We start from the raw sequence: 16,082 nt of genomic DNA, 5'->3' as shown, positions 1-16,082 counted from the left end.
CGGGCGACTGATTACTCATGAATAAGGATCAGTTCCTCTCGCGGCGCCGGGCGTTGTTCGCCGGTGCCGCCGTGCTGGGAGCGGCGGGCGCGGCCGGCACCGTACAGGTGCTCACCGCCGACCCGGGCTCCCCGGTCCGGTCCTCCGCCGCTCCCGCCGCCGGTGCCCAGGCGAAGCGCGCGGCCCTGAGACCCTCCGCCTACCGTCTTCAGCCCATCGCCGGATACGGGCCGGTCCGCGGCACGGCCGCGCGGACCCTCGTACGGCACGAACCGTTCCTGCGTATGTCGGGGCGCGGCAAGAGCATGGTGCTGACCTTCGACGACGGGCCCGACCCCCGCTACACCCCCCAGATGCTGCGCACGCTCAAGGCCCACAACGTGCGCGCCATGTTCTTCGTGTGCGGGGAGATGGCCGCCGAGCACAAGGACCTGCTGCGCCGGATGGCCGACGAGGGACACGTGGTGGGCAACCACACCTGGTCCCATCCTCTGCTGACCCGGCTGACCCGGTCCGAGATCCGCTCCCAGATGGAGCGCACCTGCGATGTCATCGAGCAGGGGACCGGAGAGCGGCCCGGCTGGTTCCGCGCGCCGTACGGGGCCTGGAACCGGGCCGCCTTCCAGATCGGCGCCGAACTCGGCATGGAGCCCCTCGCCTGGACCGTCGACACTCTGGACTGGACCTCACCGGGGGCCGCCGCGATCGAGAGCCGGGTCATCAAGGGCGCGGCCCCGGGCGTCGTGGTCCTCGGGCACGACGCGGGCGGGGACCGTACGCAGAGTGTGACGGCGCTGCGCGACTATCTGCCCCGGCTGCTGGACTCGGGATATCAGTTCATCGTGCCCAGGCGGCAGTCCACATAGATCCGCGGAGTTCCACGGAACCGAAAGGGTTCCGTGGAACTCCGCGGGTTTCGCGGGATTCGGCCCGCCGGGCCGGGGAACGCTCAGCGAACCTCGATGAGGCGGGCGAACACGACCACGTTCCCGTCGTAGCCGTTCTGCTTGGAGAAACCGCCCCCGCAGGTGATGACACGCAATTCGGGGGTTCCGGTGTTCCCGTAGACACGGTCTCCGGGGAAGTTGTTCTTCTCGAAGACCTCGATGCCGTAGGTCTCGAACACGGCGGTCTTTCCGTCCTTGCGGAGGACCTCCACGCGATGTCCCTTTTTCAGGGCCCCGAGTCCGTAGAAGACGGCGGGGCCCTGTCGGTTGTCGACGTGGCCGACCATGACGGCCGTGCCCTTCTCGCCGGGCGAGACCGCGCCCGAGAACCAGCCCGCGAGGTTCGGGTCCTCCGGTGGCGGCGCGTCCACCCAGCCCTCCATGTCGAGGCCCACGGGTGTGACGGGAGCGTCCACCCGGATCGCCGGGATCCTGATGCGGTCGGCCACGGAGAACGACAGGGGGGCCGGCGCACCCGTGCGGACCGTGTCGCCGGTGACGTGGTTGTCCGCGGCGGCGGCCGTCGCGGGTTGCGGGGGCCCGACGTCGAACTCTCCCGAACCGTTCCGGATGAGAGCGAGGCCGGTCAGCAGGACAAGCGCTATCACGCCCCAAGGAGCGCGCCTCTTGGGGCGCTCCTCCTCTTCCGCCAGCTCGGACACGGACATTCGCAATCCCCTCTCGACGTGGCCGTCGCCACGTCCGTCGCGCATACGAGAACGCTAAGCGCAGCGCGCGCACAGGGCGACGGGAGAAGCGCGAACGGGTGGTGGAACGGACTGCCGTGAGCCATCCGAGTTGCCATCGCCAGGAAATTTCTGACGGTCCGTGACCTGCGGCAATATCCGATTGTGTTCCTTTCTGTCGGCGTGTCCTCTCACCGGTACGGAGCATTCTCGAAATGCGGCCCTGTGCACGGCAACTGAGGGTCTGTCTGGGAGGCGTTTTCTCGCCGATCGACTCGGGGACGGTTCCCGGGGCGCCTTCCGCGGAGGATCACATGCGTACCACTCGTGCCCTGGCGGTCTCTGCGGTGGCGTTCGCCGCCGTCGGACTCGCCGCTCCCACGGCCGCGGCCTGGGACAACCCGAGCAACATCACCGCCATGCCCAGCGTCATCGCCCGCGGCGGCCAGCTGTCGGTCACCGTGGACGGCTGCCCGAATGGCGGCACCATGACATCCACGGCGTTCCCACAGGCCAGGCTCACGCCGGTCAACAGCAACAACGAGACCTCGAAGGGGACCGCCACCATCAACAGCTCGGCCAACCCGGGCTCGTACGACATCACGGTCCACTGCAGTGGCAAGACCCTCACCAAGCCGCAGGCCTTCACCGTCATCGGTGGTGTCCGAGGCGGTCTCGGCGGCAGCAGCTCCACCGGTGCCACTCCGGCGGACATCGCGATCGGCGGCGGCCTCGTCGGCCTCGCCCTCATCGGCGGCGGGGTGTTCTGGATGCGCCGCCGCTCCGAGAACAAGATCTGAGCGTGAACAGCCCTTCGCCCCGGACCCTCAAGGGTTCCGGGGCGAAGGGCTGTCCGGTGCGCCCGGTGTGTTCGGTGCGTCAGCCGCCGTGCTCGCCCGCGCGCCGCCGTGACCAGTGGTACGCCGCGCCGACCGAGCCCGCGATGAGCGCGGCGCCGAGGCCGATCTCGCTCAGGTCGAAGCCGCCCGTGCTGCCGCCGACGCCCGCCTTGACGCCCCGGTGGACGGGGGTGTGCGTCGGGTCGCTGGGGCGGCCGGTGGCGATGGTGAGGTCCGTGTGGCCGGACTCGTTCCCGCACTGGAAGGTCACCTCGTACACCGCGCCGGGCTTGGCGTCCCAGTCGACGGTGGCCGTGGCGGAGCCCTGGCCCTTGGGGATCGTCACCGTGTCGAAGACGCCCGAGGAGACCTTGGTGGCCGACTTGCAGCCGTTGACCGACAGCGAGACGCGGCCGCCCGCGGCGATGGTCGTGGGCGAGACGTTGAAGCCGAACGAGGTGATGTTGCGCTCGCCGTCGTCCCGGGCAGCGGCCACGGGTGCGGTGAGGGTCAGGGCGGTCATGCCCAGCAGTGCGGCACAGGCGACGCGTATCGCGCGCATGGTGAGTCCTCCGGGTCCCCGAGGCGCAGCCGCGGACCTTTTCCGCTGCGCCGTACATGCACCTCGATGATCGAAACGCTAGGAAGGTGCGGGCGCCGGCGCGATCGCAGTCGCGCGAATGGGGCAACCGTGTGGGCCGAACCGGGTATCGGATGCCTGCGGTTGGGGGACGGGCACGGCGTGGCGTCCGTCCCCCGGTGAAGTCGGCTCGTAGGGGTCCCTCACTCACCGGCTTTCGGGAAGAGCGTCAGGAACGGATCGGCCGTCGCCGTGATCCCGCGGCTGTAGGGCGCGTCGAAGTCCCAGATCAGGAAGAGCAGGAAGGCGATCAGGGCGGCGAACAGGCCCGCCAGGATCACCTCGCGCAGGGTGCGGCGGATCTGCAGCGCGAAGATCAGCCCGACGGTGACCACGGCTCCGGTGATCAGACCGAACCACACGACGCCCGGCATGGTCGGGGCCGTGGACTCCGCGCGGGCCGTGCGCGCTGCGTCCGCCGCGGTGACCTGGTCGAGGAGCGGCTGGTAGGCCTGGGCCTCGAAGTCCGTCCGCGGCTCGTAGTCGGTGACGTCGTTGCGGATCTCGGCCAGCAGCTTCGTACCCTGCTCGGTGACCTTGCCGTCGTCGGCCATGGCCTTCCACTCGGTGGTGACGACGTGGCCGACATAGGCGTTGACGTCGTCCCGGATGCGGTCGCGCACGTCGGGCGGGTAGACCCGTACGCGCTCGGAGATCTCGTGCAGCGCGTTCGCCTCGTTCTGGACGTGATCCTGGGCGACGCCGCGCGCCTCCCAGACACCGGCGATGGCCAGGCCGAGCACGATGGCGTACACCACGCCGATCATCATCGTCATGTACTCGATCACGTCCGGGGTCTCGGACGGATCGTCGTCCTCGGCGGCGGTGTGGTGCCGCACGACGGTGACGATGAGGACGACGACGCTGGCCGCCGCCATCGCGAGGGCGAGAACAAGCCATTCCGACAAAGGATTCCTCCAGGGGTCAGCGCGGGCGCAGCGCGGCGACGGCGAACACCGCGGGCGCGGTGATGAGCAGGGTGAGCGAGACCAGGGACGGGCCGCCGCGGGGCGGCGCCTTGCGCGGCCTGGTGCGGTAGGGCGGGTAACTCACCGGAGTCGGCGAGGGGCTGGGACGCACGGTGGGGGTCGGCGTCGGTGTCGGAGTGGGCTTCGGAGCCGGCACGGGAGCCGCCGGGGGCGGCACGACGGGGGCCGGCCGCGGTGGGGCGGGCGCGGGCGGTGGCACGGTCGGCGGGGCGGGGGAAGGCTTCGGTGGCGGAGGAGGCGGGTCGGGCGTCGGGGTGGGCGTCGGAGTCGGCTTGGGCGGGGGCTTCGGCGGAGGGGACGGTTCCGGAGTCGGGCAGGGCGGGGTCGGCGTCGGTGTCGGCGTGGGGCAGGTCCCCGCGACGGCCACCGCCACCGTGCCGCTGCCGCCGGACCCCGTGGCGGCGTACGCGCAGGTGTCGGCCGCCGCCGGAGCGGGCGCGCCACTGGCGATCCAGGTCAGCGCGAGCAGCATCAGCAGGCGTATGACGAGGGCGCATCGGGTCCGTGGCTGAGTTCGTAGTGGTCCAGGCACGACGGAGATCATCGGTCCCCACGCGCTCGCGCGCGCGAGAGTGCGCCCAGGTTGCCCCGAAGGAGGGACAAGGGGGCTCACGCGCTTGCCGTCACGCGCCCCCACCGGCCTCCCGAGCCCCACCGAAAGCAGGCTTCCCGGGCGTTACCAGAAAGAAATTTGTGCGCGCTTTGAACACTCACCGCACTCCCACCCGTACCTAGGGCCATACGCGGTGTGGATCAGCGCCGCAACACCTAAGCAGACAGCGGGAGTTACCAATGAAGACCTCCTGGCGGAGCGCCTCACTCGTAGCGTCAGCTGCGGCAGTGCTGGTGCTGACGACGGCGTGCGGTCAGGACAAGGCGGACACTTCGACCGGCAGCCAGAACGTGGGCGCGGCGCCCGCGGCCAACGGCTACGGCTCGGCGGGGGCCGCGGCCAGCCCGAGCACCGGGGCCGGTGCCGCTGGTCAGAACACCGGCGCCCAGACGCAGAGCGCGGGACAGCTTGCCGTGGCGGACACCGACAAGCTCGGTGAGGTTGTCACGGACAGCGCGGGCATGACGCTCTACCGCTTCGACAAGGACACGGCCGAGCCGCCGAAGTCGAACTGTGACGGCGACTGCGCCACCGCCTGGCCTCCGGTTCCGGCCTCGGGTGCCACCGCGCCGATCGGCATTGACAAGACCCTGCTCGGCGAGGTCACCCGTACCGACGGCACCAAGCAGCTGACCTACGAGGGCTGGCCGCTGTACCGCTTCGCGAAGGACACCAAGGCCGGTGACACCAAGGGCCAGGGCGTGGGCGGCACTTGGTACGCGACGGCCCCCGACGGCAAGAAGGCCTCCGGTGGCGGAGAGGCCGCGGCCGGCGGCAGCGCGGAAGCCGGTGACCTGCCGGGTCTGTCGACCCGTAACGACCCCGAGCTCGGTGAGGTCGTCGTCGACAAGAACGGCATGACGGTCTACCGGTTCGAGAAGGACGTTCCCTGGCCGATGAAGTCCAACTGTGTCGGCGAGTGCCTGGAGAAGTGGCCGGTCGTCGCGCCGGTCGACGCCGCCGACACCAAGGGCATCGACAACAAGAACGACGGACGGCGTGGCTACGTCGTCAACAACCGCCCGGACGGCCTGAAGCAGCAGAGCATCGACTGCTGGCCGCTCTACACCTTCGCGGGCGACAAGAAGCCCGGTGACACCAACGGCCAGGGCGTCGGCGGCACGTGGTACGCCATCTCCCCCGAGGGCAAGCCGCTCGGCAAGCCGAAGTAGCCCGGCCGAGGCAACCAGGTCCGAGCAGCCAAGCAGACGACCACTTCCCCAGGTTGGTCACCGAGACGCACCGATCACCGAAGCGCGGAGGGGAGGCGACGTTCGAAGCGCGGAAGGTTGTGAACGCACAGAGAACGTGAACGCACAGAGAAAGAGAGTGCCGAAAGTTCGGAAAACGTGTGCACAACCACCGGTTCGCCCCCTCCGCACCGCACGGAGGGGGCGAAGCGGCTTTTTCACATCCGGCCGGATCCGGTCGCGTGAACGGTTTCCCGCACGCCTCTTCGTAACGCTGCGCAGTTTCCCCGGAACTCTTTGGAATGCTTCGGTGCGATTTCGTAAGGTGGCCAATTCGGCACGTGCCGGAGGCAGTGACCTGGAACGGACGGTCAATTTCCGTTTCTGCTCGCTCCTTTGGCGGGCGATCAGTAGCCTCAGCTCGAACACCGGATCGTCTACGCCTTGGAGAGATAGATGGAGCGTCCCGCCTGGGCCCCACGTGGCATCGACATCTCGGTACCGAGCGTGAGCCGCGTCTACGACTACTACCTGGGCGGATCGCACAATTTCGAGGTCGACAGGGAAGCCGCGCGCCGGGCCATGGAGTTCATGCCGGGACTTCCCAAGATCATGCAGGCGAACCGCGCGTTCCTGCGCCGCGCCGTGCGCTTCGCGGCCGACGAGGGCATCTCCCAGTTCCTCGACATCGGTTCGGGCATCCCCACCTTCGGCAACGTCCACGAGGTGGCGCAGAGTGCCCGCCCCGGCGCACGCGTCATGTACGTCGACCACGACCCGGTCGCCGTCGCGCACAGCACGGCCGTACTGGCCGGAAACGAGGACGCGGACGTGGTCGCCGCGGACCTCCGCAAGCCCCAGGAGATCCTGGCGAGCCCTCAGGTTCAGCGCCTGATAGACCTGAATCAGCCAGTCGCCCTCCTTCTCGTTGCCATACTTCACTTCGTGGAGGACGCGGACGACCCGTACGGGGCGGTGGCAGAGCTGAGGGACGCGCTAGCGCCCGGCAGCCTGTTCGTCGTCTCGCACGCCTCGTACGAGGGACTCCCGCTCCCCCAGGAGCGGGCCGAGGGCGCCGTCGACGTCTACAAGGACATCCGCAACCCGCTGATCATGCGCTCGCGCGAGGACGTCGCGCGGTTCTTCGAGGGGTACGACATGGTGGAACCCGGACTGGTGCCGATGGCGAAATGGCGGCCCGACTCGGCGTCCGAGGACGAGGATCCTTATTCCTACTCGGGTTTCGCGGGCGTGGGGCGCAAGGCGTGACCGCCGAGCCGGACGGGCCGGAGGACAGACTGCGCAGGTTCGCGACGATCTGGAGCCGGGCCGTGTTCCCGGCGACCGCCACGTCGCTCACCCGGCCGGAGTTCGAGCAGCGCCTGGTGCCGCTCGCCAGGCGGCTCAGCGAGGCGCTGCGGGCCAGGACGTTCGACGCGGCCGAGGGACAGGCCGTCGGCGCCGCGCTCATCGACGCGCACTGCACCGAACCCGAGGCGCTCAGCCGCACACTCGACTGCGTCGACGCCTATCTGGTGCTCTACTGCGGCGGCGACGGATCCCAGGAGGCCCTGCGCGCCCGCTCCTCGCGGCTGCAGCACGCCATGGCCGCCGGGTTCGCGCACGCGCTGCGGGAACGGACGCTGGCCGAGCAGGAGTCCATCGCGCGCGCCGCCCTCCAGGCCCAGGGCGTGGTGGCGGACGCGCTGCACGCCACCGAGGCACGCTTCCGCGCGGTCTTCGAGGGCGCCGCGATAGGCATCGGCGTCGCCGACCTCGACGGCAACATCCTGCAGGTGAACAACGCCCTGCTGCGCATGTTCGGCGGCACCGAGCAGCTGATGCGCGGCCGCAACGTCACCGAGTGGACCCATCCCGAGGACGCCCCCCAGGTGTGGCGGCTCTACGAGGAGTTGGTGCGCGGCGACCGCGAGCACTACCACGTGGAGAAGGCCTTCTACCGCCCCGACGGAACGGTTCTGTGGACCAACCTCACCGTCTCCCTGCTGCGTGACGCGGACGGCCGGCCCCAGTTCCAGCTCGCCCTGATGGAGGACACCACCGAGCGACGGCTGCTCAACCTGCGCCTGCGGTACGAGGCCACCCACGACGCGCTCACCGGGCTGCCCAACCGGACGCTGTTCTTCGAGCGGCTCGACAAGGCGCTCGCGGCGGGCGACGGCATGCGCTTCGGTCTCTGCTACCTCGACCTCGACGGCTTCAAGACCATCAACGACAGCCTCGGGCACGCGGCCGGCGACCGGCTGCTCGTCGAGGTCGCCGACCGGCTGCAGTCCTGCGCGACCGCGCCCGGCGAGATGGTCGCCCGGCTCGGCGGCGACGAGTTCGTGGCCCTGACCACCGGGCCGGACACCGAGAGCGAGGTCGACGCGCTCGCCGACCGCATCATGAACGCCCTGATCACACCGGTGCGCATCGACGGCAGGGAACTGACCGTCCGGGGCAGCATCGGCATCGTCGAGGGTCCTGCGGGCGAGCGCGGCCCGGCCGAGGTGCTGCGCAGCGCCGACATCACGATGTACCGCGCCAAGTCGGCGGGCGGCAACCGTTACGAGCTCGCCGACCCCGAGGCCGACGCCCGTGCCATCACCCGGCACGGGCTCACCACGGCGCTGCCCGCGGCCCTGGACCGGAACGAGTTCTTCATCGAGTACCAGCCGCTCGTCCACCTCGGCGACGGCAGCGTGCGCGGCGCCGAGGCCCTGGTGCGCTGGCTGCATCCGCAGCACGGTGTGCTCGGACCCGACCGGTTCATCCCGCTCGCCGAGCACACCGGCCTGATCGTGCCGCTCGGCCGCTGGGTCCTTGAGCAGTCGGTCCGCCAGGCCCGCGAGTGGCAGGAACGTCACGCCGACGCGGGTCCGCTGCGCATCAACGTGAACCTCTCGCCCTGCCAGCTGACCCATCCCGGTCTGGTCGCCGACACGGTCGACATCCTGGAGCGCATCGGACTCGAACCGGCCTCGCTCTGCCTGGAGGTCACCGAGTCCGCGCTGATCGGCGCCGACGACGACCTGCTCAAGCCGCTGCGGCGGCTCGCCGAGATGGGTGTCGACATCGCCCTCGACGACTTCGGCACGGGCTATTCGAACCTCGCCAATCTGCGTCGCCTGCCGGTGAGCATCCTCAAGCTGGACCGTTCCTTCACCCAGGGCATGCAGCAGTTCCCCGCCGATCCCGTCGACCTCAAGATCGTCGAGGGGATCGTTTCTCTTGCCCACAGCCTGGACCTCGCGGTCACGGTCGAGGGCGTCGAAACAGCGGCCCAGGCCGAGCAGCTCCGCATACTGGGCTGCGACACGGCCCAGGGCTGGTACTACGCCCGCCCGGGTCCGCCGGACCGGCTCCACGAGCTGGCACTGGTGGATGCGACGGGTTGAGCGCCTTTGAGTGTGTGCGGATCGGCTGTGGCTGGTCGCGCAGTTCCCCGCGCCCCTAAAAGATGAAAGCCAGGGGCGCAGCCCCGCTTTCAGGGGCGCGGGGAACTGCGCGACCAGCCACAACGAACCGGCACCTCCGAACGGCGCCCCACCAAAACGGCGCTCATCGTTCAAGCAAAACGGCGCTCATCGTTCAAGAAGCATCCGCTGAAGCTCCCGAGCCGCCCGAGGCGGAGCCACGTCACTGCGGTGCGCCAGCGCGATGGTCCGGGCCAGCCCGGGCCGGGCCAGCGGGGTCACCCGCAACCCCCGCCCGGTCCGCGCGGCGACCATCCGCGGCACCACAGCCACCCCCAGCCCCGCCCGGACAAACCCCAACACCGCGTCCATCTCCCCACCCTCCACCGCGAAATCCGGCTCGAACCCCGCGGAGCGACACGCGGCGACGGTCAGCTCCCGCAGGTCGTACCCGTGCCGGAACATCACCAGCCGCTCACCCTCCAGGTCGGAGACCCGCACGGTCCGCCGCCCACCCCCCGGTGCCGACGCCTCAGGCGACGACACCACCACCAGGTCCTCCCGCAGCACCTCCACCGTGGTCAGCGCGGGCGACGGCGTGGGCAGCGGCAGCACGACGAGAGCGAGATCGAGCGCCCCGCGCGCGAGCTCCCGTACGAGATCGTGCGAGCCGCCCTCCTCGATCAGCAGCCGGATGCCGGGATACCGGTCGTGGAAGGCGCGCAGCACATCCGGCAGCAGGCCCGTGCACAGGCTCGGCGTCGCCCCCAGCCGGACCCGCCCGCTGCGCAGCTGGGCCAGCTCCTGGACCTCGTGCCGGGCCGTGTCCGCGTCGGCCAGGATGCGGCGGGCCAGCGGCAGCAGCGCCTCGCCCGCGTCCGTGAGCGTGATGTTCCCGCGCGCCCGCAGGAAGAGATCGGCGCCCAACTCCCGCTCCAGCGACTTGATCTGCTGGGAGAGCGACGGCTGGGCGACATGGACCAGATCGGCGGCCCGGGTGAAGTGCCGGGTCTCGGCGACGGCCACGAAGTACTGGAGCTGCTGGAACTGCATCCCCCAAGAATACGCCCACGATAGCCAGGGCCTATCGAAACGAGCCGGACCATGTCTTGGACCGATCGGCCCTCCCGGCCCTAGCGTGCGTTCCATGGCTCTGGCAACGCGGACGGACCGAAAACCGTCCATGACGCGCACCATGTGGGACTCGTCCGTCGGCAAGAAGACCGTGATGGCCGTCAGCGGCCTGATCATGCTGTCGTACCTGGTCGTCCACATGCTGGGCAACCTCAAGATCTTCTTCGGGTCGGACGAGTTCAACCACTACGCGCACTGGCTGCGCACCATCGGCGAGCCCTTCCTGCACTACGAGTGGGCGCTGTGGATCATCCGCGTGGTCCTGGTCGCCGCCGTCGTCGCACACGCCGTCTCCGCGTACCAGCTCAGCCGCCGCGACATCAGGGCGCGCCCCACCAAGTACGTGCACAAGAAGCCACGAGCCGGCTACGCCACCCGCACGATGCGCTGGGGCGGCATCATCCTCGGACTCTTCATCGTCTGGCACATCCTCGACCTGACGACCGGCACCGCGCACCCGAACGGCTTCCAGCCCGGACACCCGTACCAGAACGTGATCGACACCTTCTCCACCTGGTACGGCAACGTCGTCTACATCGTCGCCGTGCTCGCGCTCGGCCTGCACGTGCGGCACGGCTTCTGGAGCGCGGCGCAGACCCTCGGCGTGGGCAGCCGCACCCGCGACCGGGCCTTCAAGACCATCGCCAACGTGCTCGCGGTGGTGCTGACGGCGGGCTTCATCGCCGTACCCGTGGGCGTGATGACCGGAGTGGTGAGCTGACATGACCGCTGAATTCGCCGAGTACACGACCGGAGAGCCGGTCGTCGACACCAAAGCCCCCGAGGGACCGGTCGGTGAGCGCTGGGACACCCGCCGCTTCGAGGCCAAGCTGGTCAACCCGGCCAACCGCCGCAAGCACACCGTGATCGTCGTCGGTACGGGTCTCGCGGGCGGCTCAGCCGGCGCCACGCTCGCCGAACAGGGCTACCACGTCGTGCAGTTCTGCTACCAGGACTCCCCGCGCCGCGCCCACTCGATCGCCGCGCAGGGCGGCATCAACGCCGCCAAGAACTACCGCAACGACGGCGACTCGATCCACCGGCTGTTCTACGACACCGTCAAGGGCGGCGACTTCAGGGCGCGTGAGTCGAACGTCCACCGGCTCGCCCAGATCTCCGTCGAGATCATCGACCAGTGCGTCGCCCAGGGCGTTCCCTTCGCCCGCGAGTACGGCGGCCTGCTCGACACGCGCTCCTTCGGCGGCGTCCAGGTGTCCCGCACCTTCTACGCCCGCGGCCAGACGGGCCAGCAGCTTCTGCTGGGCGCCTACCAGGCGCTGTCCCGGCAGATCGCCGCCGGGAACATCGAGATGCATCCGCGCACCGAGATGCTCGACCTGATCGTGGTCGACGGACGGGCGCGCGGCATCGTCGCCCGCGATCTGATCACGGGGAGGATCGACACGTACTACGCGGACGCCGTGGTGCTCGCGAGCGGTGGCTACGGCAACGTCTTCTACCTCTCCACGAACGCCATGAACTCCAACGCCACCGCGATCTGGCGGGCCCACCGGCGCGGCGCGTACTTCGCCAACCCGTGCTTCACCCAGATCCACCCCACCTGCATCCCGCGCACCGGCGAGCACCAGTCCAAGCTCACGCTGATGAGCGAGTCGCTGCGCAACGACGGCCGGATCTGGGTCCCGAAGGCGAAGGGCGACGACCGCCCCGCGAACGAGATCCCCGAGGACGAGCGCGACTACTACCTGGAGCGCATCTACCCCTCCTTCGGCAACCTCGTCCCGCGCGACATCGCCTCCCGCGCCGCGAAGAACGTCTGCGACGAGGGCAGGGGAGTGGGCCCCGGCGGCCAGGGCGTGTACCTCGACTTCGCCGACGCCATCCGGCGCATGGGCCGGGAGGCGGTCGAGGCCAAGTACGGCAACCTCTTCGACATGTACCAGCGGATCACCGACGAGGATCCGTACGAGGTGCCGATGCGGATCTACCCCGCCGTGCACTACACGATGGGCGGCCTCTGGGTGGACTACGACCTCCAGACCACCGTCCCGGGGCTGTTCGCGATCGGCGAGGCCAACTTCTCGGACCACGGCGCGAACCGGCTCGGCGCGTCCGCGCTGATGCAGGGCCTCGCCGACGGCTACTTCGTCCTCCCGTCGACCATCAACGACTACCTCGCCCGCAACCCGCACCACGAGGGCGTCACCGACGAACACCCCGTCGTCCAGGAGGTGTTGGCCGACACCGAGGACCGGCTCCGGCTGCTCCTGGCCGTCGACGGCGACCGCACCCCCGACTCCTTCCACCGCGAACTCGGCGAGCTGATGTGGGAGTTCTGCGGAATGGCGCGTACGGACTCGGGGCTGCGCAAGGCCCTGGAGCGCATCCCGCAGATCCGCGAGGAGTTCTGGCGGCGCATCAAGGTCCCCGGCACCGGCGAGGAGTTCAACCAGTCGCTGGAGAAGGCCAACCGCATCGTCGACTACCTGGAGCTCGCCGAGCTGATGTGCCTCGACGCCCTGCACCGTGACGAGTCCTGCGGCGGTCACTTCCGCGAGGAGTCCCAGACCCCGGACGGAGAGGCGGAGCGGCGGGACGAGGAGTTCTCGTACGCGGCCGCCTGGGAGTTCACCGAGACCGGCGAAGCCCCCGTCCTGCACAAGGAAGACCTCGTCTTCGAGTACGTCCACCCCACCCAGCGGAGCTACGCATGAAGCTCACCCTGCGCGTCTGGCGGCAGCGGAACGCCGACGCCGACGGAGCGATGTCCACGTACGAAGTGGACGACATCTCGGCCGACATGTCCTTCCTGGAGATGCTGGACACCCTCAACGAGGAGCTCATCCTCAAGGGCGAGGATCCGGTGGCCTTCGACCACGACTGCCGTGAGGGCATCTGCGGCGCGTGCTCGCTCGTCATCAACGGCGACGCGCACGGGCCGGAGCGCACGACCTCCTGCCAGCTGCACATGCGGTCCTTCGAGGACGGCGACACGATCGACATCGAGCCGTGGCGGGCCTCCGCCTTCCCGGTCGTCAAGGACCTGGTCGTCGACCGGTCGGCCTTCGACCGGATCATCCAGGCCGGCGGCTACGTGACCGCCCCGACCGGAGCCGCGCCCGAGGCCCACGCGACGCCCGTGCCCAAGCCGGACGCCGACTTCGCCTTCGAGCACGCCGAGTGCATCGGGTGCGGGGCGTGTGTGGCCGCCTGCCCGAACGGTGCCGCGATGCTCTTCACCTCGGCGAAGATCAACCACCTCAACGTGCTGCCGCAGGGCGCGCCCGAGCGGGAGACGCGGGTGCTCGACATGGTGGCGCAGATGGACGAGGAGGGGTTCGGCGGGTGCACGCTCGCCGGGGAGTGCGCCACCGCGTGCCCCAAGGGGATCCCGCTCGTCTCCATCACGGGGATGAACAAGGAGTGGCTGCGGGCTACTCGGAAGGCCGGAAAGCGGTAACGCTCCGCTGGGTGGTCGTTTGTTCGGCTGCGGGTTGTGAGGGCTGGTCGCGCAGTTCCCCGCGCCCCTTACGGGGCACGGTTTGCCGCGGTCTTACGAGGGCTTTAGTGGGCGTTCGCCTAAGGTGCGGGCGAGTGGGCCGGAGTGAATTCGACCTCAGCCCTACCAGGCACCCCTGGCATTCAACAAGCTCACACCCGGTCTCTCTCCGGGGGTTACTCGCCGGTCAGCCGGCGTCGGAAGAACAGGAGCGCACGGACCGTTCGCTTCGGTCCGCCGCGCCGCTCCGCCGAACCGGCCCGTGACCAGGAGAGTGCCATGACCGGCGTTTCCACGCTCGACAGCCCCCCACTGTCGACGGCCCCCACCCGCTACACCGTCACCCTCGCCCGCGACGAGGCAGACGTCCGCGCCGCCCAGCGGCTGCGTCACGACGTCTTCGCCGGGGAGATGGGCGCGCTGCTCTCCTCCTCGCAGCCGGGCCTGGACGTCGACGCCTTCGACGCGTACTGCGACCACCTGCTCGTACGCGACACCACGACCGGGCAGGTGGTCGGCACCTACCGGCTGCTGCCGCCCGACCGTGCCGCGGTCGCCGGACGGCTCTACTCGGAGGGCGAGTTCGACCTCGGACCGCTGGCCGGGATCCGCTCCGGGCTCGTCGAGGTCGGCCGCTCCTGCGTCCACCCCGACCACCGGGACGGCGCGGTCATCGGTCTCATATGGGCCGGGATCGCCCGCTACATGGTCGACGGCGGCCACGAGTGGCTGGCGGGCTGCTGCTCCATCCCGCTCGCCGACGGCGGGGCGCTCGCCGCGGGCACCTGGGACCGGGTGCGGGACAAGCACCTGGCGCCCGAGGAGTACCGGGTACGGCCGCTGCTGCCGTGGAGCGCCGAGGGCGTCACCCGTCCCGCCCGCACCGAGCTGCCCCCGCTCCTGCGCGGCTACCTCCGCCTCGGCGCCTGGGTCTGCGCGGAACCGGCCCACGACCCCGACTTCGGCGTCGCCGACATGTACGTGCTGCTGTCGATGCGCCGGGTCAACCCGCGCTACCTGCGGCACTTCCTGTCGCTCGTGCCGGCGTGATCACCATGTCCCGCATGGGTGCGATGGGCGCGACGGGCGTGTCCCGCGTGGCCGTGAAACTCCGCCCGCGTCGTGGGGGCACCACGACGCTCGTGAGCCCGGGCGTGAGCACTCCGGTGTTCCCGGGCGCCGGGAAGGTGCCGCGCCCACGGCGCGGCGGTGTGCACGTCGGGGCAGGGGCACGTCCGGGCGCGGTGCCCTCGGCGCCCGCCCCGGTGAGCGCGTGGCTGCCCAGCGCCCCGTGCTCGCGGGTCTGCGTGGAGTCCGTGGGGTCCCCGGCCGCCGTGCCGCGCGCCCTGCTGCGGCTTGCCGTACTCCTGGCCGTACTCCTCTTCGGGATCGTGCTGATCCCGGTCGTGGGGCGGCTGCCCGCCGTGTGGCGCGACCGGCTCACCCGGCTGTGGTGCCGGACGATCGTGCGCGCCGCGGGCGTGAGGCTGCGGATGACCGGGGCGGCCCCGCCCGGCGGCGGACTGCTCCTGGTGGCCAACCACATCTCCTGGATGGACATACCCCTGCTCGCCGCCGTCCGCCCCGCCCGGATGCTCGCCAAGGCGGAGATCAGGCAGTGGCCCGTGGCCGGAGTGCTCACCGCGAGCAGCGGCGCGCTGTTCATCGAGCGCGACCGCCTGCGCGCACTGCCGAGGACCGTCGAACGCATCGCGGACTCCCTGCGCGGCGGATCGGCGGTCGTGGTCTTCCCGGAAGGGAGCACCTGGTGCGGCCGGGCCCAGGGCCACTTCCGCAGAGCCGCCTTCCAGGCCGCCCTGGACGCCGGCGTGCCCGTCCAGCCGGTGCATCTCCACTACCGGTTCGAGGGGGGAGCGGCGACCACCGCGCCCGCGTTCGTCGGGAGCGACTCGCTGCTCACCTCGGTCTGGCGGGTCGTGTCGGCCCGCGCCCTCGTGGCCGAGGTACGCGTGGAGCCGGTGCTCCCGGCGGGCAGCGCACCCGACCGGCGAACACTCGCCCTCGCCGCCGAAACGGCCACCAACGCGGCGGCCCGCACCGGGACGGCCGTCGTCGAGACCGCCGACGCCCACCGAAGGAGCGCGAACTCCAAGGCGTATGCACACCTCTGACGCACCGTCACCAACGCGGGGTACCGTCCCCGC

The 16,082-nt window shown here is 70.4% G+C and carries 16 protein-coding genes; 11 read left to right on the top strand and 5 right to left on the bottom strand.

Features of this window, described 5'->3' with window-relative positions; genetic code table 11:
* The first annotated feature begins 17 nt into the window (after window positions 1–17).
* Window positions 18–866 carry a polysaccharide deacetylase family protein gene (locus tag JEQ17_RS07525; protein ID WP_200394481.1) on the top strand — a complete coding sequence of 283 codons (849 nt, stop codon included), beginning with the start codon at window positions 18–20 and terminating at the stop codon, window positions 864–866.
* A gap of 83 nt (window positions 867–949) precedes the next feature.
* Here JEQ17_RS07525 and JEQ17_RS07520 read toward each other — a convergent pair whose 3' ends face one another.
* Complete coding sequence (locus tag JEQ17_RS07520; RefSeq protein WP_200401362.1) at window positions 950–1,615, bottom strand: class F sortase; 666 nt, start codon at window positions 1,613–1,615, stop codon at window positions 950–952.
* A 332-nt stretch (window positions 1,616–1,947) separates the two neighbouring features.
* Between JEQ17_RS07520 and JEQ17_RS07515 the strand changes: the two genes are divergently transcribed.
* Window positions 1,948–2,433 carry a hypothetical protein gene (locus JEQ17_RS07515; protein WP_200394480.1) on the top strand — a complete coding sequence of 162 codons (486 nt, stop codon included), beginning with the start codon at window positions 1,948–1,950 and terminating at the stop codon, window positions 2,431–2,433.
* A gap of 79 nt (window positions 2,434–2,512) precedes the next feature.
* Here the strand turns inward: JEQ17_RS07515 and JEQ17_RS07510 are convergent, their stop codons facing one another.
* From JEQ17_RS07510 to JEQ17_RS50460, 3 genes are all read right to left on the bottom strand, one after another.
* The gene (locus JEQ17_RS07510; RefSeq protein WP_200394479.1) at window positions 2,513–3,034 is read right to left on the bottom strand and encodes a hypothetical protein; all 522 of its coding nucleotides are present in this window, start codon (window positions 3,032–3,034) and stop codon (window positions 2,513–2,515) included.
* Window positions 3,035–3,255: 221 nt separating this feature from the next.
* Complete coding sequence (locus JEQ17_RS07505) at window positions 3,256–4,020, bottom strand: bestrophin-like domain (protein WP_200394478.1); 765 nt, start codon at window positions 4,018–4,020, stop codon at window positions 3,256–3,258.
* 16 nt (window positions 4,021–4,036) lie between these two features.
* A complete protein-coding gene (locus JEQ17_RS50460) occupies window positions 4,037–4,165 on the bottom strand; it encodes a hypothetical protein (protein WP_267924759.1) in 129 nt (42 codons plus the stop codon).
* 28 nt (window positions 4,166–4,193) lie between these two features.
* Between JEQ17_RS50460 and JEQ17_RS07500 the strand changes: the two genes are divergently transcribed.
* The 4 genes from JEQ17_RS07500 (at window position 4,194) to JEQ17_RS07485 (ending at window position 9,305) form a co-directional block, all read left to right on the top strand.
* Window positions 4,194–4,613, top strand: a complete 420-nt coding sequence (locus JEQ17_RS07500) for a hypothetical protein (protein ID WP_200394477.1) — start codon at window positions 4,194–4,196, stop codon at window positions 4,611–4,613.
* Between the two features lie 280 nt (window positions 4,614–4,893).
* On the top strand, window positions 4,894–5,886 hold the full coding sequence (locus JEQ17_RS07495; RefSeq protein ID WP_200394476.1) for an SCO0930 family lipoprotein: 993 nt from the start codon (window positions 4,894–4,896) through the stop codon (window positions 5,884–5,886).
* A gap of 474 nt (window positions 5,887–6,360) precedes the next feature.
* The gene (locus JEQ17_RS07490; protein WP_200394475.1) at window positions 6,361–7,173 is read left to right on the top strand and encodes an SAM-dependent methyltransferase; all 813 of its coding nucleotides are present in this window, start codon (window positions 6,361–6,363) and stop codon (window positions 7,171–7,173) included.
* On the top strand, window positions 7,170–9,305 hold the full coding sequence (locus tag JEQ17_RS07485; protein ID WP_200394474.1) for a putative bifunctional diguanylate cyclase/phosphodiesterase: 2,136 nt from the start codon (window positions 7,170–7,172) through the stop codon (window positions 9,303–9,305). Before JEQ17_RS07490 ends, JEQ17_RS07485 begins: the two co-directional genes overlap by 4 nt.
* 186 nt (window positions 9,306–9,491) lie before the next feature.
* Here the strand turns inward: JEQ17_RS07485 and JEQ17_RS07480 are convergent, their stop codons facing one another.
* Window positions 9,492–10,376, bottom strand: coding sequence for a LysR family transcriptional regulator (locus JEQ17_RS07480; protein ID WP_200394473.1), 885 nt, complete (start codon window positions 10,374–10,376; stop codon window positions 9,492–9,494).
* A 94-nt stretch (window positions 10,377–10,470) separates the two neighbouring features.
* On the opposite strand from JEQ17_RS07480, the gene JEQ17_RS07475 reads away from it, so the two are divergent.
* The 5 genes from JEQ17_RS07475 to JEQ17_RS07455 all read left to right on the top strand — a co-directional run bounded on the left by JEQ17_RS07475 (window position 10,471) and on the right by JEQ17_RS07455 (window position 16,049).
* Entirely contained in the window at window positions 10,471–11,178 is a 708-nt protein-coding gene (locus JEQ17_RS07475) for a succinate dehydrogenase (protein WP_200394472.1), read from the top strand.
* 1 nt (window position 11,179) lies between these two features.
* Complete coding sequence (locus JEQ17_RS07470) at window positions 11,180–13,132, top strand: fumarate reductase/succinate dehydrogenase flavoprotein subunit (protein WP_200394471.1); 1,953 nt, start codon at window positions 11,180–11,182, stop codon at window positions 13,130–13,132.
* On the top strand, window positions 13,129–13,878 hold the full coding sequence (locus tag JEQ17_RS07465; RefSeq protein WP_055611311.1) for a succinate dehydrogenase/fumarate reductase iron-sulfur subunit: 750 nt from the start codon (window positions 13,129–13,131) through the stop codon (window positions 13,876–13,878). The genes JEQ17_RS07470 and JEQ17_RS07465 overlap by 4 nt, the downstream gene beginning before the upstream one ends.
* A gap of 318 nt (window positions 13,879–14,196) precedes the next feature.
* Entirely contained in the window at window positions 14,197–14,967 is a 771-nt protein-coding gene (locus JEQ17_RS07460) for a GNAT family N-acetyltransferase (RefSeq protein ID WP_200394470.1), read from the top strand.
* Between the two features lie 215 nt (window positions 14,968–15,182).
* The gene (locus JEQ17_RS07455) at window positions 15,183–16,049 is read left to right on the top strand and encodes a lysophospholipid acyltransferase family protein (RefSeq protein WP_200401361.1); all 867 of its coding nucleotides are present in this window, start codon (window positions 15,183–15,185) and stop codon (window positions 16,047–16,049) included.
* Window positions 16,050–16,082: the final 33 nt, after the last annotated feature.

Origin of the sequence: Streptomyces liliifuscus (assembly GCF_016598615.1) — a bacterium.
In the GTDB taxonomy this organism is placed as follows: Bacteria; Actinomycetota; Actinomycetes; order Streptomycetales; family Streptomycetaceae; genus Streptomyces; species Streptomyces liliifuscus.
Note: the sequence above shows the minus strand (reverse complement) of the source record. Positions and strands in the feature narration are given on the sequence as shown.

Bases quoted from the DNA above. Each gene is read 5' to 3' on its own strand.
- JEQ17_RS07525 (WP_200394481.1), top strand. From the start codon at position 18: ATGAATAAGGATCAGTTCCTCTCGCGGCGCCGGGCGTTGTTCGCCGGT.
- JEQ17_RS07520 (WP_200401362.1), bottom strand. From the start codon at position 1,615: ATGTCCGTGTCCGAGCTGGCGGAAGAGGAGGAGCGCCCCAAGAGGCGC.
- JEQ17_RS07515 (WP_200394480.1), top strand. From the start codon at position 1,948: ATGCGTACCACTCGTGCCCTGGCGGTCTCTGCGGTGGCGTTCGCCGCC.
- JEQ17_RS07510 (WP_200394479.1), bottom strand. From the start codon at position 3,034: ATGCGCGCGATACGCGTCGCCTGTGCCGCACTGCTGGGCATGACCGCC.
- JEQ17_RS07495 (WP_200394476.1), top strand. From the start codon at position 4,894: ATGAAGACCTCCTGGCGGAGCGCCTCACTCGTAGCGTCAGCTGCGGCA.
- JEQ17_RS07490 (WP_200394475.1), top strand. From the start codon at position 6,361: ATGGAGCGTCCCGCCTGGGCCCCACGTGGCATCGACATCTCGGTACCG.
- JEQ17_RS07480 (WP_200394473.1), bottom strand. From the start codon at position 10,376: ATGCAGTTCCAGCAGCTCCAGTACTTCGTGGCCGTCGCCGAGACCCGG.
- JEQ17_RS07475 (WP_200394472.1), top strand. From the start codon at position 10,471: ATGGCTCTGGCAACGCGGACGGACCGAAAACCGTCCATGACGCGCACC.
- JEQ17_RS07470 (WP_200394471.1), top strand. From the start codon at position 11,180: ATGACCGCTGAATTCGCCGAGTACACGACCGGAGAGCCGGTCGTCGAC.
- JEQ17_RS07465 (WP_055611311.1), top strand. From the start codon at position 13,129: ATGAAGCTCACCCTGCGCGTCTGGCGGCAGCGGAACGCCGACGCCGAC.
- JEQ17_RS07460 (WP_200394470.1), top strand. From the start codon at position 14,197: ATGACCGGCGTTTCCACGCTCGACAGCCCCCCACTGTCGACGGCCCCC.